At 62.4% G+C, this 18,792-nt stretch carries 14 protein-coding genes; 3 read left to right on the top strand and 11 right to left on the bottom strand.

Going from position 1 to position 18,792, the window contains the following annotated elements; all coding sequences use genetic code 11:
- Positions 1-57 precede the first annotated feature (57 nt).
- Both AC1V0D_RS04505 and AC1V0D_RS04500 read left to right on the top strand, forming a co-directional pair.
- Positions 58-540, top strand: coding sequence for a MarR family winged helix-turn-helix transcriptional regulator (locus AC1V0D_RS04505; RefSeq protein WP_009090576.1), 483 nt, complete (start codon positions 58-60; stop codon positions 538-540).
- A gap of 102 nt (positions 541-642) precedes the next feature.
- Positions 643-843 carry a hypothetical protein gene (locus tag AC1V0D_RS04500; protein WP_046101707.1) on the top strand — a complete coding sequence of 67 codons (201 nt, stop codon included), beginning with the start codon at positions 643-645 and terminating at the stop codon, positions 841-843.
- Positions 844-933: 90 nt separating this feature from the next.
- On the opposite strand, the gene AC1V0D_RS04495 is transcribed toward AC1V0D_RS04500, so the two are convergent.
- The 8 genes from AC1V0D_RS04495 to AC1V0D_RS04460 form a co-directional block, all read right to left on the bottom strand.
- Positions 934-2,256: a methyl-accepting chemotaxis protein gene (locus AC1V0D_RS04495; protein WP_482907041.1), complete on the bottom strand. Its 1,323-nt coding sequence runs from the start codon at positions 2,254-2,256 to the stop codon at positions 934-936.
- Between the two features lie 177 nt (positions 2,257-2,433).
- Positions 2,434-3,861 (bottom strand): YchO/YchP family invasin, encoded by a 1,428-nt coding sequence (locus AC1V0D_RS04490; RefSeq protein WP_009090579.1) that lies wholly within the window; start codon positions 3,859-3,861, stop codon positions 2,434-2,436.
- Positions 3,862-4,034: 173 nt separating this feature from the next.
- A complete protein-coding gene (locus tag AC1V0D_RS04485; protein WP_482907399.1) occupies positions 4,035-4,832 on the bottom strand; it encodes an SDR family oxidoreductase in 798 nt (265 codons plus the stop codon).
- An 11-nt stretch (positions 4,833-4,843) separates the two neighbouring features.
- Entirely contained in the window at positions 4,844-5,911 is a 1,068-nt protein-coding gene (locus tag AC1V0D_RS04480; RefSeq protein WP_482907040.1) for an ABC transporter permease, read from the bottom strand.
- A gap of 17 nt (positions 5,912-5,928) precedes the next feature.
- Complete coding sequence (locus tag AC1V0D_RS04475; protein ID WP_482907039.1) at positions 5,929-7,455, bottom strand: sugar ABC transporter ATP-binding protein; 1,527 nt, start codon at positions 7,453-7,455, stop codon at positions 5,929-5,931.
- Between the two features lie 10 nt (positions 7,456-7,465).
- Positions 7,466-8,077, bottom strand: coding sequence for a DUF2291 family protein (locus tag AC1V0D_RS04470; protein WP_482907038.1), 612 nt, complete (start codon positions 8,075-8,077; stop codon positions 7,466-7,468).
- Between the two features lie 45 nt (positions 8,078-8,122).
- A complete protein-coding gene (locus AC1V0D_RS04465) occupies positions 8,123-9,058 on the bottom strand; it encodes a D-ribose ABC transporter substrate-binding protein (RefSeq protein WP_046101702.1) in 936 nt (311 codons plus the stop codon).
- 55 nt (positions 9,059-9,113) lie between these two features.
- Positions 9,114-9,911, bottom strand: a complete 798-nt coding sequence (locus AC1V0D_RS04460; RefSeq protein WP_482907037.1) for a GolD/DthD family dehydrogenase — start codon at positions 9,909-9,911, stop codon at positions 9,114-9,116.
- 352 nt (positions 9,912-10,263) lie between these two features.
- Between AC1V0D_RS04460 and AC1V0D_RS04455 the strand changes: the two genes are divergently transcribed.
- Entirely contained in the window at positions 10,264-11,076 is an 813-nt protein-coding gene (locus AC1V0D_RS04455; protein ID WP_482907036.1) for a DeoR/GlpR family DNA-binding transcription regulator, read from the top strand.
- A 200-nt stretch (positions 11,077-11,276) separates the two neighbouring features.
- Here AC1V0D_RS04455 and cobA read toward each other — a convergent pair whose 3' ends face one another.
- The 3 genes from cobA to nirB are packed head-to-tail and all read right to left on the bottom strand — an operon-like array spanning position 11,277 to position 18,789.
- On the bottom strand, positions 11,277-12,110 hold the full coding sequence (gene cobA / locus AC1V0D_RS04450; RefSeq protein WP_482907398.1) for a uroporphyrinogen-III C-methyltransferase: 834 nt from the start codon (positions 12,108-12,110) through the stop codon (positions 11,277-11,279).
- Complete coding sequence (locus tag AC1V0D_RS04445; RefSeq protein WP_482907035.1) at positions 12,110-14,728, bottom strand: nitrate reductase; 2,619 nt, start codon at positions 14,726-14,728, stop codon at positions 12,110-12,112. The genes cobA and AC1V0D_RS04445 overlap by 1 nt, the downstream gene beginning before the upstream one ends.
- A complete protein-coding gene (nirB, locus tag AC1V0D_RS04440) occupies positions 14,725-18,789 on the bottom strand; it encodes a nitrite reductase large subunit NirB (RefSeq protein ID WP_482907034.1) in 4,065 nt (1,354 codons plus the stop codon). The genes AC1V0D_RS04445 and nirB overlap by 4 nt, the downstream gene beginning before the upstream one ends.
- Positions 18,790-18,792 lie beyond the last annotated feature (3 nt).

Below are 18,792 nucleotides of genomic sequence, written 5' to 3'. Positions count from 1 at the left end.
ACAGCGGAGACGCATCAGGATGCCGCCCCCCGTCCCCGACTCAGAATGAGTAAACATATGAACGATGAAACCACGGGGATCTGTGAAACGCCGCCGCCTGGCGCAGCACCGGAAACGATCGATCAGTTTCTCTGCTTTGCGCTCTACTCCGCCTCCCTCGCGATGACAAAACTGTATCAGTCACGGCTGAAGCCGCTGGGGCTGACCTATCCGCAGTATCTGGTGCTGCTGGTGCTGTGGGAAAAAGATCGCCTGACCGTTTCCGAAATCGGGGCGCGCGTCCGGCTCGACTCCGGCACGCTCAGTCAGCTTCTTAAGCGGCTGGAGAGTGCGGGCGTGATCTGCCGCCAGCGTGATACCGGCCAGGATGAGCGCCGTGTATGGGTCTCCCTGACCGAGCAGGGCCACCAGCTTAAAGTGACGGCGGCGGGCGTGCCAGCAGATATGATTTCGGTGATGGACACGGCCTGCCATGAGCTCGTCGATCTGACAGCCCAGGTCGCTACACTGCGGGACAAATTAGTGAAGGCGTTGCCATGATGGCCGCACACATCAGGGCGGCGGCCAGCCCGGGCCTGCGGCATCGCCTCAGCAGACCGCTTTCAGAAAACATTCAGCAACACTGTTGCGCGGGGGTCGCCTTTGAGCACGAATAAACCGGTCGACATGGATGAGGTGCATGCCGTGGTCGGCCACGCGGTCGCCAGCCTGTTGAAGTCTGGCCAGCCAGCGGGCGCGGAGGAGATCCTGGCGTTTCTCCGGCAGCAGGAGGCGCGCTCCGTCAACGGCCAGAGAGATATCTATACCCATGCATTACGGGTGGTGATGGCCATCGTGCGCTGACAGACGCGCTGCCGGACGACAGGCTGACGGGATGCAGGCCCTGCCGGGCCGCTGTTGCGGCGGACTGTTCAGCCCGCCTTTTATGCGCGACTACTCGCCGTGTGCCGCCCGGGCAACCTCACGCACAGCGCTCTCAACCCGCTCCGAATCTTTCTGAATGCTGGCGATAACCTCGCCCGCCTCACGCATCAGGCTCACTCCCTGACCGGTACTCGCCAGCGACGTTTCGATGCCACGCAGCACCTCTCGCGCCAGTTCGTTATTGCCCGCCACAACCCGTTCGATCTCCTCGGTCGCGCTGCTGACGCTGGCGGCCAGGGTGCGCACCTCGGCCGCGACGACGGCAAAACTGCGGCCCGACGCACCTGCCCGCGCCGCCTCTATGGCGGCATTGAGGGCGATCAGTCGGGTCTGCATAGCAAAACGCCGGATGGTTTCTACCATGCCATCGATGCTGGCAGACTGACTGTTAAGGCGCGAGACATCGGCCGACACAACGCCCATCTCCTGAGCGATCTGGCTGATTTTCTGAATGCTGTTTTCAATCACATTGGCCCCGGCCTGCGCACTGCCCCGCGTCTGAACCGCCATATTCCAGGCGTTCAGCGCCGCGTCATATTCCTGCTGATTACGCAGCACCTGCTCCGTCACATCGGTGGCGAACTTCACAATTTTGTCGAGCTGCCCGTCGCTGTTGAAGACCGGATTGTAGGTCGCCCTGAGCCAGAGCGGTTCGCCCCGCCGGTTGAGCCGGGGAAACTGCCCCGAAAAGAATTCACCCTGATTCAGCCGCGCCCAGAACTGACGGTACTCCTCGCTCCCTGAAAGTTCCGCTGAACAGAAAAGCCGGTGATGCTGTCCCACCACCTCCGCAGCCTGATAGCCGGTGGCCTGGAGAAAGTTGTCGTTTGCCTCCAGCACAATCCCGTCAGGGCTGAAAGCGATCATCGCCATCGAGCGGCTGATCGCGTTTATGATGGATTCCTTCTCCAGCGACGACTGCATCCTCTCTGAGATATCGGCGGCGATCTTGATGATTTTGAACACCCGGCCGCGTCGATCGGTCACCGGAATATAGCTGGCCTCCAGCCAGACCGGGCGCATGCCGTTAGCCAGCCGCAGATATTTGTCGCTGAAGCTCTCCCCTGCCGCGAGGCGCTGCCAGAAACGCTGATATTCAGCCGAGTTCACCAGCGCAGGCGGACAGAACATGCGGTGATGCTGACCCACGATCTCCTCCGCCCGGTATCCCATCGTCGCCAGAAACAGCGGACTGGCCCGGCGGATAATGCCAGCCGGGGTGAACTCAATCACGGCCATGGCGCCGCCCAGCGAGGTGAACGACGCGGCAGCGTGCAGGCCACGCTGACGAATAAAGGAAGGAAGCAGAGTTTTCAGTACATTCAGGCGCATCAGCAAATCCGAAAAGGAGTGGGAACTGCTGTAGTTATCGGCATTTTCCCGTCACGCCTTATCCATTGCTGCGATAGTTGCGGCTGATGATTGCAACCTGATGTTACTGCTTTTCAGCCCCCGCCCGGCTCAGGCAGCGCGGGCGGGACAACGCCGCCGCAAAGGCCGCGGTGGTGATTACAGCGCCGCGCCGGGAGCCATCAGATCGAAGCGATCGTTCTGCGACACGTCATCCATCGGCATCGGTGGCGCAATCTTCAGGGTGATCCAGTTCGAGGTGACGCGCTGCTGTTTGCTGTCCTCCAGCGTTACCGACAGGCGATATTCGTTGCTGGCATCGGGTGACGGGTCCCACTGCGGCAGGATCACACTCCAGCCCTGCGGATCGGCATTGTTGGCAGGCGGTGTCAGGCTCAGTGCCTGCGTATCGCCCTGCCAGCTCACCGCCCGGATAGCATAACTGGCGCGCACCTGCAGCTTCAGCGGCAGACTCTCGCCACTGCTGAGCTGCCAGGGCGGGGTCGCCAGAAAGACCGACAGGGTTTTACGCTGACGGAAGGCGAGCACCGGCGTCTCACTGCGGGTCACCGTATCGTAGCGGCTGCCGCGCAGCGAGTGCGCTTCAGCGACGTTATCGGCATCAAGCTGGCGGCGCAGCGCCACGCCGAAACGGTAGTTGAGCTTCAGACCCAGCTGATCCTGGCTCTCGCCGGCGCTGCTGGTTTTGTGGGTGGCGGAGAGCGTCACCAGAGGCACCGGCGTGTAGGAGAGACCAAACGACATGGCGGAAGGGTTGTGATAGCGGTTGCCGCTGTTAAACAGATCGACATTCTCCCCCAGATAGCGCTGATAGCTCACGGAGACGCCGAGCTGCCGGTAGAACGGCAGATAGCTCTGGCTGGTGATGTCATAGCCGCGCGCCATCCGCTGCTGCCGGGAATCGCTCAGGTTTTTCCAGCCGGAGAGAGGCTGATAGTAGTTGGCGGAGAGGCGCAGCGAATCGCTCCACGCCTCTGTGCCGACCGAGGCGCGCTGCAGACCGCTGCTGAAGGTGCGGTCGACAAAGCCGTTGTAACCCAGCAGCCAGTTACCCGCCTCCCAGCGCTGGCCCAGTCCGGCATTGCCGACCAGCCCATCGTCAGTTTCGTGCAGGCCAAGCTGGCTGAAGGTGAGCAGGCTGTTTTCATCGGCCAGGGCGCTGAAGAGATCGCCGCCGGTGCCGGTGAAGTTACCCTCCATGTCCACTTTCAGATCGAGCTGTGCAGTGCCGTAAGGCGACAGCAGCGACTGCCCTTCGCTCTCTACCCGTTCGGCCACCTCATCCCGCAGATGATTGAACGCCCAGATGCCCGCCTGCTGGCCAAACGTGACGTTGCTGTCGTTTTTGCTCGCCTCGCCGATACTTTTGGCGACGGCCGCCAGCTTTTTGCTCCACGCCTCATCCTGATCGCTGACACTGCCGAGGGTCGGCAGGGCATCGCTGTAGCGCGCGGGATCGTCGAATGGCGTCTCTGACACGGCGGTGTCGGTCTGAAACGCGTGCGCGGCGGGTATCGCAGAGAGCGACAGTGTGATTAAGGCGAGAAAACCCGTTTTCCGTATCATGTCACCTGGTAAATTGATTGATTCGTTGCTGCAACAAAAGCCAAATTATCAATCATTACCTTAACATATTGTGACGGCGATGCAGGACAGCAGCGGCAAAATGTGCATATAACAGAAAAGTCTGGCTGAAAAAGCCTGCCTGCGCGGCAGGCCAGCCGCGTCCGACGACGCCGTCAGGAGAAGATCAGCCCCCCATCCACATTAATGGTCTGACCGGTGATGTAGCGCGCATCGTCGGAGGCCAGAAAGGCCACCAGTCCGGCCACATCCTCCGGCTGTCCGGCGCGCTTCAGCGGAATGTTGTTGACCCACTCCGCCATCAGCTCACCTTTGCCGTAGGTTTTCTTTTCGCTGCTGAGGATTGCTCCCCAGACCCGATCGTTATAATCCCACATCTCACTCTCAATGATACCGGGACAAAAGGCGTTGACCGTGATGTTCCACGGGGCCAGCTCCAGCGCCAGGCTCTGCGTGATGCCAATCACCCCCATTTTGCTGGCGGCATAGTGCGGCGTGTAGATAAAGCCCTGCCGCCCCTGCCCCGACGAGGTGTTAATCAGGCTGCCGCTGCGCTGCGTCACCATATATTTTGCCGCTTCACGACAGCAGAGCCAGACGCCGGTGGTATTGACCGCCAGAATCCGCTCAAAGTCGCTTTTTGGCAGCGTATCGAACCGGTCAATGGTGATGACTCCCGCATTCTGGATCGACACATTAATCTGACCAAAGCGTTCGGCGGCCTGCTGATAGAGCTGCTGCACCGCGGCTTCATCGGTCACGTCAGCCTGCAGCGCCAGAATCTCACTGCCATACTGCTGCCGCAGCTGGTCGGCGGTGGCAAACACCCGGTCCGCATTGGACACCATCACCAGCCGCGCCCCGTCGCGGGCGAACCGCGCGGCGATACCGGCTCCAATCCCCCGGCAGGCACCGGTAATCACGACAGTTTTTCCCTGCTGTTTTCCGCTCATCATTGCTCCTGTTACGTGTGACGCACATCAGTGAGGGGTGTCGGCTGCGGCTTTTTTTCATGGCGACGCAGCAGCACCACTTTGCTTTGCAGACGCTGCTGGAACTGATCAATCACCACGGCCGTGACAATCACCAGCCCTTTAATCACCATCTGCCAGAAATCGCTGACGCCCATCATCACCATGCCATCCGCCAGGAAGACGATTACGAAAGCGCCAATAATCGAGCCGGAGACGCGCCCGCGTCCCCCCGCCAGCGCGGTGCCGCCCAGTACGGTGGCCCCGATGGCGTCCATTTCAAACATGTTGCCGGTCATCGGGTGCGCGGTCTGCAGCTGAGACGCCACCACCAGCCCCACCAGCCCGGCGCAGAGGCCGGAAAAGGCGTAAACAAAGATTTTAACTTTGATGATCGGCACCCCTGCCAGCCGTGCGGCGGACTCGTTGCCGCCCGTGGCATAGATATAGCGCCCCAGCGGCGTTTTGCGCGTCAGGTAGAGTCCCAGCAGTAAAAAGCCGAGCATCAGCCAGATAGGCAGATAGACGCCCAGCAGGGTGCCGGACCCCAGCACGGCAAAGCCCGTGTTACCCAGGGCGGGCAGTCCGACCAGATTGGCGTAGGTGCCGCCATCGTTAAACAGCAGCGCCGCGCCCCGCGCCACATACATCATGCCCAGGGTGCAGATAAAGGGCGCCACGCCCAGCCGGGTGATCACCGTGCCGTTAATCAGTCCGGCCAGGATGCCAAAGAGGGCCACCACCAGAATCACTTCGGGCACGTTCAGGAACAGCGTGTTGCCGCCCCATAGCGGAATGCCATTGGTCAGCAGCGCGCCCGCCACCATCCCGCAGATCCCGGCCACCGCGCCCACCGAGAGGTCTATGCCGCCGGTCAGGATCACCAGCGTCATCCCTATCGCCAGCAGCCCGGTGATCGCCACGTGCTGCGTCATGATCAGCAGGTTAGAGGGGGTGAGAAAGTTCGGTACCATCACGCTAAAAAAGCAGACCACGATCAGCAGCGCAATGAAGGTGCGCGCTTTGAGCAGGTACATGTAGAGCAGATATTTTTGGTTCATCAGATTCTCCGGCCCGCTTAATCCAGCGGGGTTGATGCCGCGATAAGGTGTTCGCGCGTGGCCGCTGCGCGGGGCAGATCGGCCGTTATCCGGCCATCGGCCATCACTAAAATCCGGTCCGCCAGTGCCATCACCTCATCCAGTTCGGAGGAGGAGAACATCACCGCCAGCCCCTGCTGCGCCAGATTGCCAATCAGGTGATAGACATCGGTCTTCGCGCCCACGTCGATGCCGCGTGTCGGCTCATCCAGCAGGACCACCTGCGGCCCGGTCATCAGCGCCTTACCCAGCACCACCTTCTGCTGATTACCGCCGCTCAGCGAGGTAACCGGCAGGTCGGGATCGCTGACTTTAATCGCTAGATGGCCGATCATCTCACTGACCCGCTGCTGCTCGCGACGCGGGTTGAGCCGCCCCAGCGCCCGACGAAAGCCGCGCAGGCTGAAGTCCGAGAGCGTCATGTTGGCGGTGATCGACATCAGTTCAATCACCCCTTCGCCTTTGCGATCCTCCGGCACCAGCGCAATACCGCTTTTCAGCCGCTGCTGGAAGCTGCGTCTGGCCAGATCGCGGCCCGCCAGCCGCACCCGGCCCGACTGGCAGGGCATCAGGCCAATCAGCCCTTTAAACAGTTCTGTCCGACCGGCGCCGAGCAGGCCATAGATGCCGATTACCTCCCCCTTGCGCAGCGTAAAACTCACCGCATTCAGCCTGTAGCCACCGTTCTGATGCAGGGCAGTCAGCACCTCCACCTCCAGCACGGTTTCCCCCTGCGGGGCAGGCTGGAAGTCGAACTGTTTTTTCCGGTCGCCCACCATCTGCGCGATAATCCACGGCACGCTGGCGTCGCGCACCTCGCGCTCACTGATAAAGCGGCCATCGCGGAAAATCGTGATGTGATCGCCGATCTCCATCAGCTCCTCCAGCCGATGGGAGATGTAGATAATGGTGACGCCGCGCCGCTTGAGCTGCTCAATGACGCTGAACAGCACTTTCACCTCCGACTGGCTGAGCGCGCTGGTCGGCTCGTCCATGATCAGCACCCGGGTATCCTTGGAGAGCGCCCGGGCGATCTCCACCAGCTGCTGATGACCGATACCCAGCTCGCTCAGCGGCGCAAAGGGATCGACATCCAGCTGCAGCCGCTCCAGCAGCGACTTCGCCAGCGCATACTGATACTTCTCGTTGATCATCCCGCGCTGGAAAAACTCGTTGGCGATAAAGATGTTGTCCATGACGTTCATGTTGGGAAACAGGTTCAGCTCCTGAAAAATAATGCTGATCCCCTGTTTCTCCGCCTGCTGGGTGGAGTGAAGCGACACCGGCCGGCCATCCAGCAAAATCTCGCCCGACGAGGGGGTCTCCACGCCGGCCAGCATCTTCATCATGGTGGACTTCCCGGCGCCGTTCTCACCGATCAGGACATTCACTTTGTTGCGGTAAACCCGGTAGTTGACCTGATCGAGTGCGGTTACGCCGGGGTAAAGACGCGACAGGTTGCGCGTTTCAATAATTACATCGCCGGGCTGTTGAGGTTGCTGCATCTGCCGCTCCTTATTGCCGGGAAATGGCGGCCGGGGTGATATCCGGCAGCTGTTGCGGAATGTCCCAGCTGCTGAACACGCCGGTCACCTTCACCTTATCGCCCACCTTCGGCGCGAACTGCTGCATCATCTGCGAGGCGTGCTGATTAATCGCCTTGCCGAAGTCACCGAACAGCACCTGGTCGTTAAAATCCTGATAACCTGCGCCCCGGTAGCCATCACGCAGTGCGGTGCCACGGATGATCGGCCCGATCTGAATAGTGACACTGTCACCTGACTCATCCTTTACGGTCATCTTTCCGCTGCGTGAGGTGGTGTTGACTGCCGTGACATCGCCCTGTACCGAGACGCTGAAGATGCAGGGATTCTCCGCCTGAGTGCGATAGCCGTCGGTCTGACAGGCAGTGTCAAAATCTTTGGCTGACCGCATTGAGGTCAGCAGCGCTGACACGGGCCGCGCCTCCGCCTGGAGCTGCGGCACCAGCTTCTGCTGCCACATCTGGTCAATATCAGCCATCTTCGGGTTAGGGGGATTTTTCAGGTCAGCCAGCTCCTGCTGCGACACAATTCGGCAGCCACTCAGCAGCACGACCACCAGCGTCAGCCAGACTTTTCGGGACATCTTCTTCTCCCAGGCGCCCGCCAGCGCAGGCGCGGCAGCGGTTAATTACGACTTGTAGTTGAAGTCCTGAACGCCTTTGGCATTCTCCGGGGTGATCAGAATGCCGCGGAACATCACCCGCTGTTTTTCCGGCTTCACGCCTTTCTGAATGAAGTTGTCGAGATCGGTCACCCCTTCGGCGGCAATCGCCTGCGCCTGCAGCATGACGGTGGCTTTCAGCGTGCCGGCTTTCACCGCGTCGCGTTCGTCGTTGCTGCCGTCAATTCCCACCACAATCACATCGTCACGCCCCGCCGCTTTCAGTGCCGCAATCGCCCCCAGCGCCACCGGACCGTTGCCGCAGATGACCCCTTTTACATCCGGGTGCGCCTGCAGGATGCTGTCCATGATGCGCTTGCCGTCGATCAGCGTGCCTTTGGCATCCTGACGCGCCACGCTCTGCATGTCGGGATATTGATCCAGCACCTGATGGAACGATTTCGAGCGTGTCACGCAGTTGTTATCCGCCAGGTTGCAGGCGAGTTCGGCGTACTTACCCTTTTCACCCATCTTTTCCACGAAGACATTGGCCACGTCTGAGCCGGCCTGAAAGTTGTTGTGGGTGATCTGGGCCAGCGCCACGTCATCCACCGGAATTTCACGGTTGATCAGCACCACCGGGATCCCGGCATCTTTGGCTTTTTTAATGGCCGCTACGCTGGCAGTGGAGTCAGCGTTATCGAGCACGATACCCTGCACTTTTTTACCAATCGCGGCGTCGATCAGTTCGCTCTGCTTCTTCACATCTTCACCATGCGACAGCACGGTGGTTTTGTAGCCCAGCTCCTGCGCTTTAAGATTGGCCCCTTTGGCCTCTGACGCGTAATAGGGATTATCGAGTGAGTTAACCAGGATCATAATGGTGCCTTTTTCGGCGGCAAACGCCGCCTGCGAAACCAGACAGGCAGCCACGGCACTACACAGCAGGGTACGGTTTTTCATGATGTTCTCGCTTATCGTTATGTCAGGGTGTTCATTCCCGGGTGTCAGCGTGGCGTTACCAGATGGTGAAGCCCCCATCGATCATCAGGTCTGCGCCGGTAATCATGTCGCTGCCGTTGCTGGCGAAAAAGAGCACGGCGGCGGCGATCTCGTCGGTGTAGGCAAAGCGTCCCAGCGGGATCAGCTTTTTCATCTGCTCGCCCTTCTCGCCGCGCCACGCTTTTTCGCCCATTGGCGTCAGCACCACGGTGGGCGACAGGGTGTTTACGTTGATACGATGCGGGGCAAACTCTTTCGCCATGACTTTGGTCATGCCGAGCAGGCCCGCTTTGGCTGAGGTGTAGGCAACATGGTTGTCGATAGCGATCGAGGCAGCCTGTGAGGCGATATTGATAATTTTGCCGCCCGCACCCGCCCGGATCATCTGTCGTGCAGCCGCCTGTGAGCAGAGAAAAGGCCCGGTGAGGTTGACGGCGATCTGCTTCTGCCACTCGGCAAAGTCGGTCTCTACCACTGGCTGCAGCATCACGTAGCCTGCGCAGTTCACCAGAATGTCGATGCGGCCATAGTGGGCAACCACCGTCTCAAAGGCGGCGTCGACAGAGGCGGGGTCGGTGACGTCACAGCAGACAAACCGGACCCGGTCGGCGGCAAAGTCCTTCTGCAGACTGGCAACCTTCTCCGCTTCAAACGGCGGATAGAGCAGTACCAGACGCGCCCCCTTCTCCAGCAGCATGCCGTTGGTGGCCATCGCAATCCCGCCCAGCCCGCCGGTCACGACGGCCACTTTGTCACCCAGATTCAGGGCGGTATCCACGCCGTAGCGCAGGTTTACGTCATATTCACCACTCATCCCACTCTTCCCCTCAGATTTTTGCTGATGCCGTTGGCGTAATCATTTTCGAACAAAAATATATGCTATCGAAAAGAAATGATATGTGGAGCAGATCAAATTTCGACCATCTCACAGCCCGCGCCGCTTATCTGATTGAAAAGGCGTGATCTGGCTTGCAGTAGTGAAATAAAGCCTGACAGGCGCGATCCGGAAAGCGTGAGAGATTCAACAACCTGTCTGCTTTTTATTTTCATTCGAAAATCAATGATGCGCCGGGCCATCTCGCATTCAGAAAAAGGGCGCGTTAAACTCAGCCACAAAGAGCCTGTTCGCCCGACCCGTCAGGTCACTGGAAAAGGGAGCATTTCGATTGAAAAGCAAAAGTGAGCAGTTCGCTGACATGCAGCAACGCCGCGAGAAAATTCTGGAGATGATCCGTGAGGATGGCACCGTCACGGTTAAAGCCCTGACGGAGACCTTTGGGCTGACGGAGGCCACCCTGCGCAGCGACCTGCGTATGCTGCAAAAACAGGGGTTTGTACAGCGCTATCACGGCGGCGCGACCCTGATGACCGGTAAACAGAACAGCGGTGCAATGCTGCTGGAGCGGCAGACACATCTGGAAGAGAAAGAGGCAATTGGCCGACTGGCGGCGCAGCACATCGAAAATGGGGATACGGTGATTTTCGATTCCGGCACCACCACCACGGCCATCACTGATGCCCTCGGCCATATCCGGCGTCTCTCCGTGGTAACGACCGCGGTGAATATCGCCCTGAAGCTGGGTGGCGAGCCGGGGATCAACATCCTGCTCACCGGGGGCACCTTTAAATTTCCGACGCTCTCCACCTCTGGCGAAAAAGCGGCCAGTTTCTTTGAGAACGTGCTGGCTGAAAAACTCTTTCTGGCCACCGCCTGCATCTCGCCGCGTCTCGGCCTGAGCTTTCCCAGTGAAACCGACATCAAGGTAAAACTGGCGATGATCAAATCGGCCAGCACGGTTTACGTGGTCGCCGATTCGAGCAAAATCGACAAAGTATCGATGTTTGCGCTGCCCTGCGACTGGAGCCACATTCACTATCTGATTACCGACAGCGGCATCAGCGCTGCTCAGGTCAGCGCGTTCGAAGCGCTGGGCGTGAAAGTGCTGGTGGCCCCTCTACCCATGAAGCGGGCGATGTAACGGATTAGCACGCAGCGTTTTGAGCTAAAGAAAGCACTGCCGTCAGCCGGGCAGGTAAGGCCTGCCTGAAGAGCAAAGTGTGCGAGCCAGGGAGGGCGAGCCCAATCCGCAGGGAGGCGGGAATCCTTTGCGATCAGGCAGGCCTTTCCTGCACGACGCACCGCTCTCACAGCCTGCCCCTGCTGCACGACGCACCGCCCTCACAGCCCGCTCCAGCCTGCGCCTGCTGCACGCACAACGCCCTGCTCCTGCAAATCTGCCCGGTAAAACCGCACGACGTCTCCTACCATCAGCAGCGACGGCGACACCGGCTGCGCCTGCGCCACCGTCTCCGCCAGCCCGCCCAGGGTAGTGATCAGCACCCGCTGATCCGGCCGGGTCCCCTTTTCGATAATCGCCACCGGCGTCTCTCTGTCGCGCCCGTTTGCCTGGAGCTGCGCACTGATCGAGGCACTCCAGCTCAGCCCCATATAGAACACCAGCGTCTCATTCACCGCCGCCAGCGCAGCCGCATCCAGCTGCGGCTCGCCCAGCCGCCCATGCCCGGTAATCAACCGCAACGACTGCGCGCAATCCCGGTGCGTTAGCGGGATGCCGCTGGCCGCCGCACAGCCCACCGCCGCCGTGATCCCCGGCACCACCTCACAACGGATCCCGGCCTGCTGCAGGCTCACCATCTCCTCGCCACCGCGACCAAAAATAAACGGATCGCCGCCTTTCAGCCGGATCACGTTGCGCCCGCTGCGCGCCAGATCCACCAGCAGCTGATTGATCTGCGCCTGCTTCAGCCCATGCGCGCCCGGCTGCTTGCCCACGTCAATCGACAACGCGCTCTCCGGTACCTCCGCCATCACCGCGTCGCTCACCAGCCGGTCATACACCACCACCTCCGCACGCTGCAGCAACCGCAACGCCTTCACCGTCAGCAGATCCACATCACCCGGCCCGGCACCGACCAGCCAGACCCTGCCCGCCTGCCCGTCCGCACCGGCCGGAGCCAGTAACTTATCCAGAGAATCAATTGCCCGCGTCATCATTCCTCCACCACCACGTCAGACAACAACAGCTGTTTCAGCTCCGGAATACAGGAGCCGCACTGTGTGCCGCACTTCAGCCTCTCGCCCAGCGCCTGAGTCGACCGGCACCCCTGCGCCATCGCCTGCAAAATCGCCTGCTCACCCACCGCCATACAGCTGCAGATTATCCGGCCCGTCGCCCTGCCCTCTGCGGCCCGACCGGCCAGCACGCTGTGCCGCCCGGCCGCATCCTGCGGGGCAGCCAGGAAGGCCGCCGCGACAAACGCACTCTCCAGCGCCGGCTGCGCAGCGCCGGCGTAAAACGCCAGCTGCAACGCGCCGTCGCGCCAGGCCAGCAGCCGGTAGTCACTGCCGCTGCCGGTGGCGACCTGCACCTCACAACCGGTCAGATCCGCATGGTCGGCCAGCCACGCCTGCGGCGAACCCTCGCCCGCCACCGCAAACCGCTGCACCGCCGGATAGGGCACGCGCGCCCAGTAACGCAATCCGGCGGGCGGTGTCATCCCGCGCTGCCACAGCCAGCCCTGCCACTTCACCGCCAGCGGCAGGATGCGCACGGGCGTCTGCTTCAGCGCAGGCTGCCCGGAAAAAGGACAGGCACGGGCGGCAACCAGCATGTCGACGTGCCCCTGCTGACTGAACTGCCGGTTCCAGTGCATCGGCACAAACAGCTCGCCGCGCCGCATCCCGGCATCCGCACGCACCCGCACGCTGATCCAGCCCTGCTGCGACTGCACCCGCGCCAGCCCGCCCGGCGTCACACCATACTGCACGGCATCCGCCGGATGCAGTGCCGCAAACGGCTCATCACAATGCTGCATCAGGCGCGGCACCAGCCCGGTCCGGGTCATGGTATGCCACTGGTCGCGCACCCGACCGCTGTTCATCAGCAGCGGATAAGCCGCATCACGCGGCACAGCGTGCGGCGTTGCCGGCACCCGTAACTGCGCTTTACCGTCCGGATGATAAAAGCGCCGATCGCTGAACAGCCGGGCGCAGCCCCGGGGGTGGTCAGCGTTTACCGGCCACTGCACCGGGCGCAGCGCGTCCCACTCCGCCTGACTCAGCTGCGCCAGCCCGCTGATATCGAATGCCCGCTGCCCCCCGTTCTCAAAACCAGACAGCGCAGCATGTTCGCGGAAGATCTCCGACGGATGCTGCCAGTTAAACCCCTCACTGAACCCTAACCGCTGCGCCACCTGAGCCAGCAGCCACCAGTCTGGCCGGGTATCACCCGGTGCGCTGGCGAAAGCGCGCTGACGTGAAATCCGCCGCTCTGAGTTGGTCACGGTGCCACTCTTCTCGCCCCAGCCCTGGGCAGGCAGCAGAATATCGGCAAAGGCGCTGGTGTCAGTCTGCGCCATCACATCGGACACAATCACCAGCGGACAGGCCGCCAGCGCCTGCGCCACCCGATTGCCCTCAGGCATCGACACCGCCGGGTTGGTCCCCATGATCCACACCGCTTTCACGCTGCCCTCCCCGATCGCCCTGAACAGTTCCAGCGCGGTCAGCCCCGGCTGGCGGGCTATCACCGGACTGCGCCAGAAACGCTGCACCCGGTCGCAATCTTCTGCGGTAAACGTCATGTGTGCCGCCAGCTGGTTCGCCAGCCCGCCCACCTCGCGGCCACCCATGGCATTTGGCTGTCCGGTCAGCGAAAAGGGGCCGCAGCCCGGGCGGCCTATTTTGCCGCTCAGCAGATGCAGATTGAGGATGGCCTGATTGTTGTCGCTGCCGGTGACGGACTGATTGATCCCCATACACCAGAGCGTCAGCACCCGATCGTGCTCACTGAACAGCCGGAAAAAGTGCGTCACCTGCTGCACGGTTAAATCGCACTCCACCGCCACCCGAACCACATCCCACGCCGCCGCCGCGGCCAGCGTCTCTGAGACGCCGTTGAGGTGCGGCAGCATGCCGGCATCCAGGCCCTTCGTCTGTGCCAGCCAGTGCAGCAGGCCGGAAAACAGCACCGCATCGCTGCCGGGACGCAGCGGCAGGTGCAGATCAGCCTGATCGCCGCTTGCGGTCCGGCGCGGGTCCAGCACCACGATGCGCATCGCCGGACGCTGCTGCTTCGCCTGCATCAGCCGCTGCCAGACGACCGGGTGCGCCCAGGCGGCGTTAGAGCCGACCAGCAGCACCAGATCGGCCTGCTCCAGATCCTCATAACAGCAGGGCACTGCGTCCGCGCCCAGCGCCCGCTTATATCCCACCACGGCGGACGCCATACAGAGCCGCGAATTGGTGTCGATGTTGGCGGCGCCGATGTAGCCCTTCATCAGTTTATTGGCGACGTAGTAATCCTCGGTCAGCAGCTGACCGGAGCCGTAAAACGCTACCGCCTCCGGCCCATAGCGATCGATCACGGCGCGCAGCCCCGCCGCCGCCGCATCCAGCGCGGATGCCAGGCTGACCGGCTGACCGTCGACCCTGGCCGTCAGCAACCGGCCTTCCGGGGTCAGCGTCTCGCCCAGCGCCGCGCCCTTGACGCATAACCGGCCCAGGCTGGCAGGATGATGCGGATCGCCGGTGACAACGGCCTGCTGCGACCCCTGCGGCGTGATGCAGACGCCACAGCCCACGCCACAATAGGGACAGGTGCTGTTCATGATGCCTGCGCCAGCGGGTTAAGCGGACGGTTTGCCAGCCAGATCTGCCCCGCTTCCAGCTTCACCGGCCAGCAGCGCAGCTGATGCTGCGGGTTATCCAGGCTCTGTCCGTCACGCAGCCGCACCCGCTGTTTATAGAGCGGGGAGATCACCACCGGTTCGCCGCCCACATCGCCCAGAATCCCGCGCGACAGCACGCTGGCATCGCTGCCGGGCTCGCGATCCTCCAGCGCATAGAGCGTCTCGCCAAAGCGGAACAGGGCCACCCGTTCGCTGCCGAGGCGCGCACCGATCCCCGCCTGAGGCGGAATCGCCTCCAGCGCGCAGATGGCACTCCACGGCTCGGCGGGCAGCTGTAACAGCGGCCGCGCGGCCACCGCTTCAGGCTGACGCTGACCGCGAACCCGGCTGTAGTGCAGCGTCTCATCCGGCTGCGCGCTGTTGAGGGTTGGGGTGAACAGCGCCAGGCGCGACGGGTCCGCCAGCGTGGTCTGCCACTCGCACTGGTAAGCGTCGACCACCTGCTGCATTTCCGCCTCCAGCGTTGCGCCCAGCCCGAGGCTATCCTCGATGATCACCTGCCGCAGATAGTCCAGACCGCCCTCCAGATTGTCCATCCAGACGCTGGTACGCTGCAGACGATCGGCGGTGCGGATGTAGAACATCAGCAGGCGATCCACATAGCGCAGCAGCGTGACATCATCAAGATCGCTGGCGAAGAGGTCAGCGTGACGCGGCTTCATGCCGCCATTGCCGCAGACGTAGAGGTTCCAGCCCTTGTCGGTGGCGATCACCCCGATATCCTTGCTCTGCGCCTCGGCGCATTCGCGGGTGCAGCCGGAGACCGCCATCTTGATCTTGTGCGGCGCGCGCAGTCCCTTGTAGCGGTTCTCCAGGGCGATAGCGAAGGCGGTCGAGTCCTGCACGCCATAGCGGCACCAGGTCGATCCGACGCAGGACTTCACGGTGCGCAGCGACTTGCCATAGGCGTGACCGGTTTCAAACCCGGCGTCGAGCAGCGTCTGCCAGATGTCGGGCAGCTGGTCGAGCCGTGCGCCAAACAGGTCGATACGCTGGCCGCCGGTAATTTTGGTGTAGAGATCGTAGCGCGCCGCCACCTCACCAATGGCAATCAGCCCCTGCGGCGTGATTTCGCCCCCCGGCACGCGCGGCACGACGGAGTAGGTGCCATCTTTCTGGATGTTGGCGAAGTAGCGATCGTTGGTGTCCTGCAACGGCAGATGCGCCGGTCTTAGCAGGTAGTCGTTCCAGCAGGAAGCGAGCAGCGACGCCACCAGCGGTTTGCACACTTCGCAGCCCTGGCCTTTGCCGTGAGACGCCAGCAGCGCGTCGAAGGTTCTGAACTCCCCCGCCCGCACCAGGTGATACAGCTCCTGACGCGAATAGCTGAAATGGTCGCAGACATCCTTCTTCACCTCGACGCCGAGGTTTTCCAGTTCATACTCCATGACCTGCTTCACCAGCGCCGCGCAGCCGCCGCAGCCGGTGGCGGCTCGGGTGCAGCTTTTGATAGTGCTCATCTCCCCGCATCCGGCCTGAACCGCCGCACAGATGTCGCCCTTGCTGACGTTGTGGCAGGAGCAGACCTGCGCACTGTCGGGCAGCGCCGCGACGCCGGGCGCTTTCGGCGCACCGGCCAGCGCAGGCAGGATCAGGCTTTCCGGGGTTGCGGGCAGCGGCAATGCATTGAGCATCATCTGCAGCAGCGTGGTGTACTCACTGCTGTCGCCCACCAGCACGCCCCCCAGCAGCCGGGTGTTATCCGCGGAGACCACGATCTTTTTGTAGATGCCTTTAGGGCCATCACTCCAGTAATAGTGCTGGCTGCCCGGCGTGCGCCCGTGCGCGTCGCCGAACGACGCCACCTCCACCCCCAGCAGCTTCAGTTTTGTGCTCATGTCGGCACCGCTGAAGGCCGCAGGCTCTCCAGCCAGATGTCCGGCGAGCACCCGTGCCATCTGGTAACCGGGGGCGACCAGCCCGAAAATCTGCCCGTTCCACAAGGCGCATTCGCCAATGGCAAAGATCGCCGCATCGCTGGTCTGGCAGCAGTCGTTAATTTCAATGCCGCCGCGGGGGCCGAGCGTCAGGCCCGCCTCCCGCGCCAGCTCATCCCGCGGCCGGATACCGGCGGAGAAGAGCACCAGATCGGTGGGCAGCGCGCTGCCGTCGGCAAACCGCAGCACCACGCTGCCGTCCGGCTGCGGCTCAATGATGTCGGTCTGCTTCGAGGTGTGAACCGTGACGCCCAGCGCATCGATCTTCTGGCGCAGCATCAGCGCCCCGCCCTCATCCAGCTGCACCGCCATCAGCCGTGGCGCGAACTCCACCACGTGGGTTTCCAGCCCGAGCTGCTTCAGGGCGTTGGCCGCCTCCAGACCGAGCAGGCCGCCGCCGATCACCACACCGCGCTGACTGTGGCGGGCGCAGGCTGCGATCGCATCCAGATCGTCCAGGGTGCGGTAGACAAAGCAGCGGTCGCCATCGTGGCCCGGCACCGGCGGCACAAACGCGCGTGAACCGGTTGCCAGCACCAGACTGTCCCACGCCAGCTCATTGCCCGCGCTGTCGCGCAGGCTGCGCTGCGCCCGATCGATTGCCATCACCTGACAGCCGCTGCGCAGTTCAATCCCCTGCAGGGCAAAAAAGTCTGCGCTGACCAGTGACAGCGCATCCGCCGCTTTGCCGCTGAAGTAGTCGGAGAGATGAACCCGATCGTAGGCTGGCTGCAACTCCTCGCCGTACACCACGATGTGGTAGTGCTGATGCAGCTGGCGGGCAACGAGTTGCTCAAGAAAGTAGTGACTGACCATACCGTGACCGACCACGGCTAATACGGGTTTACTCATCTCAGGACTCTCTGCAGCCTGCGGCTGCGGTTCAGGTTGATCGGGGTCGAACAGGGCGTTAAGCGTGACCGTCTCGCCCCGCTGCAGACGCGCCAGCAGTGCCGGGCCCTGCCGGGTGTCGCCAGAGAGCAGCACCCCGCGCAGGCGGCCCTGGCGAAGAAACAGACGGCGATAGTCGCCGGAAAGCGGATCGAAACTGTGGAGGGATTCCCCCTCACTGATATCCCCGGCGCTGAACAGCGAAATGCCGCTGACTTTGAGCCGGGTCGCCAGCGGCTGACTGACGAAATCGGGCTGCGGCGATCCCGCCAGCTGCGCCGCCAGAATCTCAGCCTGCGCCAGGCAGGGGGCCACCAGCCCCAGGGTTTCACCCTTGTGTTCACAACACTCGCCCACGGCATACACCCCGCTGACCGCGCTGCGCAGCTGGCCATCGACCAGAATGCCGCGCTGACAGGGCAGCCCCGCCGCCCTGGCCAGCGTCACCTCCGGCTCAACGCCGATGGCGATCACCACCTGACGAGCGGCGCAGCGCTGGCCATCCGTCAGCGTCACATCTGCTTTGCCGATGGCCGCAATGCCGCTGTTCAGCAGACAGCGGATACCGCGCTGTTCCAGGGCCGCCTGTAACAGCCCGCCCGCCTGTGCATCCAGCTGGCGATCCAGCAGCCAGGGTTTGTGATGAACCAGCGTCACCGCCCGTCCCCGGGCACGCAGCGCCGCCGCGGCTTCAATTCCGAGATAGCCGCCACCCAGCACCACGATCGGCCCCTCACCCGCCAGCAGCTGCCGGACATCTGCAATGCTGCGAAACGTCACGACGTTATCGCCCTCAATGCCGGGGATCGCAGGACGGCGCGGCCGTGACCCGGTAGCAAACACCAGCCGATCCCAGCCGAGCTGGCGCTGACAGGTCTGCAGCGTGCGGGCCGCCAGATCGATCTGCAGCACGGTTTCACCGCTCAGCAGCGTGACGCCGTGCCGCTGATACCAGTCAGGGTCATGGATCAGGGTTTCATCGAACACCATTTCCCCGGCCAGCACCGGCGAGAGCAGCACGCGGTTGTAGTTGCCGTGCGGCTCGCGGCCAATGACCGTGATAGCAAAGCGCTGCGGCGCACGCTGCACCAGCCGCTCCACCATCTGCATCCCCGCCATGCCATTGCCTATCACCAGCAACCGTTGCCTCATGGT

The sequence above is a fragment of the Pantoea sp. PA1 genome (assembly GCF_056856975.1).
Note: the sequence above shows the minus strand (reverse complement) of the source record. Positions and strands in the feature narration are given on the sequence as shown.

What these genes read in the sequence shown, in the direction of transcription:
- cobA (WP_482907398.1), bottom strand. Translation starts at nt 12,110, where the DNA reads ATGACGCGGGCAATTGATTCTCTGGATAAGTTACTGGCTCCGGCCGGT.
- AC1V0D_RS04465 (WP_046101702.1), bottom strand. Translation starts at nt 9,058, where the DNA reads ATGAAAAACCGTACCCTGCTGTGTAGTGCCGTGGCTGCCTGTCTGGTT.
- AC1V0D_RS04505 (WP_009090576.1), top strand. Translation starts at nt 58, where the DNA reads ATGAACGATGAAACCACGGGGATCTGTGAAACGCCGCCGCCTGGCGCA.
- AC1V0D_RS04475 (WP_482907039.1), bottom strand. Translation starts at nt 7,455, where the DNA reads ATGCAGCAACCTCAACAGCCCGGCGATGTAATTATTGAAACGCGCAAC.
- AC1V0D_RS04470 (WP_482907038.1), bottom strand. Translation starts at nt 8,077, where the DNA reads ATGTCCCGAAAAGTCTGGCTGACGCTGGTGGTCGTGCTGCTGAGTGGC.
- AC1V0D_RS04460 (WP_482907037.1), bottom strand. Translation starts at nt 9,911, where the DNA reads ATGAGTGGTGAATATGACGTAAACCTGCGCTACGGCGTGGATACCGCC.
- AC1V0D_RS04490 (WP_009090579.1), bottom strand. Translation starts at nt 3,861, where the DNA reads ATGATACGGAAAACGGGTTTTCTCGCCTTAATCACACTGTCGCTCTCT.
- AC1V0D_RS04445 (WP_482907035.1), bottom strand. Translation starts at nt 14,728, where the DNA reads ATGAACAGCACCTGTCCCTATTGTGGCGTGGGCTGTGGCGTCTGCATC.
- nirB (WP_482907034.1), bottom strand. Translation starts at nt 18,789, where the DNA reads ATGAGGCAACGGTTGCTGGTGATAGGCAATGGCATGGCGGGGATGCAG.
- AC1V0D_RS04485 (WP_482907399.1), bottom strand. Translation starts at nt 4,832, where the DNA reads ATGAGCGGAAAACAGCAGGGAAAAACTGTCGTGATTACCGGTGCCTGC.
- AC1V0D_RS04480 (WP_482907040.1), bottom strand. Translation starts at nt 5,911, where the DNA reads ATGAACCAAAAATATCTGCTCTACATGTACCTGCTCAAAGCGCGCACC.
- AC1V0D_RS04495 (WP_482907041.1), bottom strand. Translation starts at nt 2,256, where the DNA reads ATGCGCCTGAATGTACTGAAAACTCTGCTTCCTTCCTTTATTCGTCAG.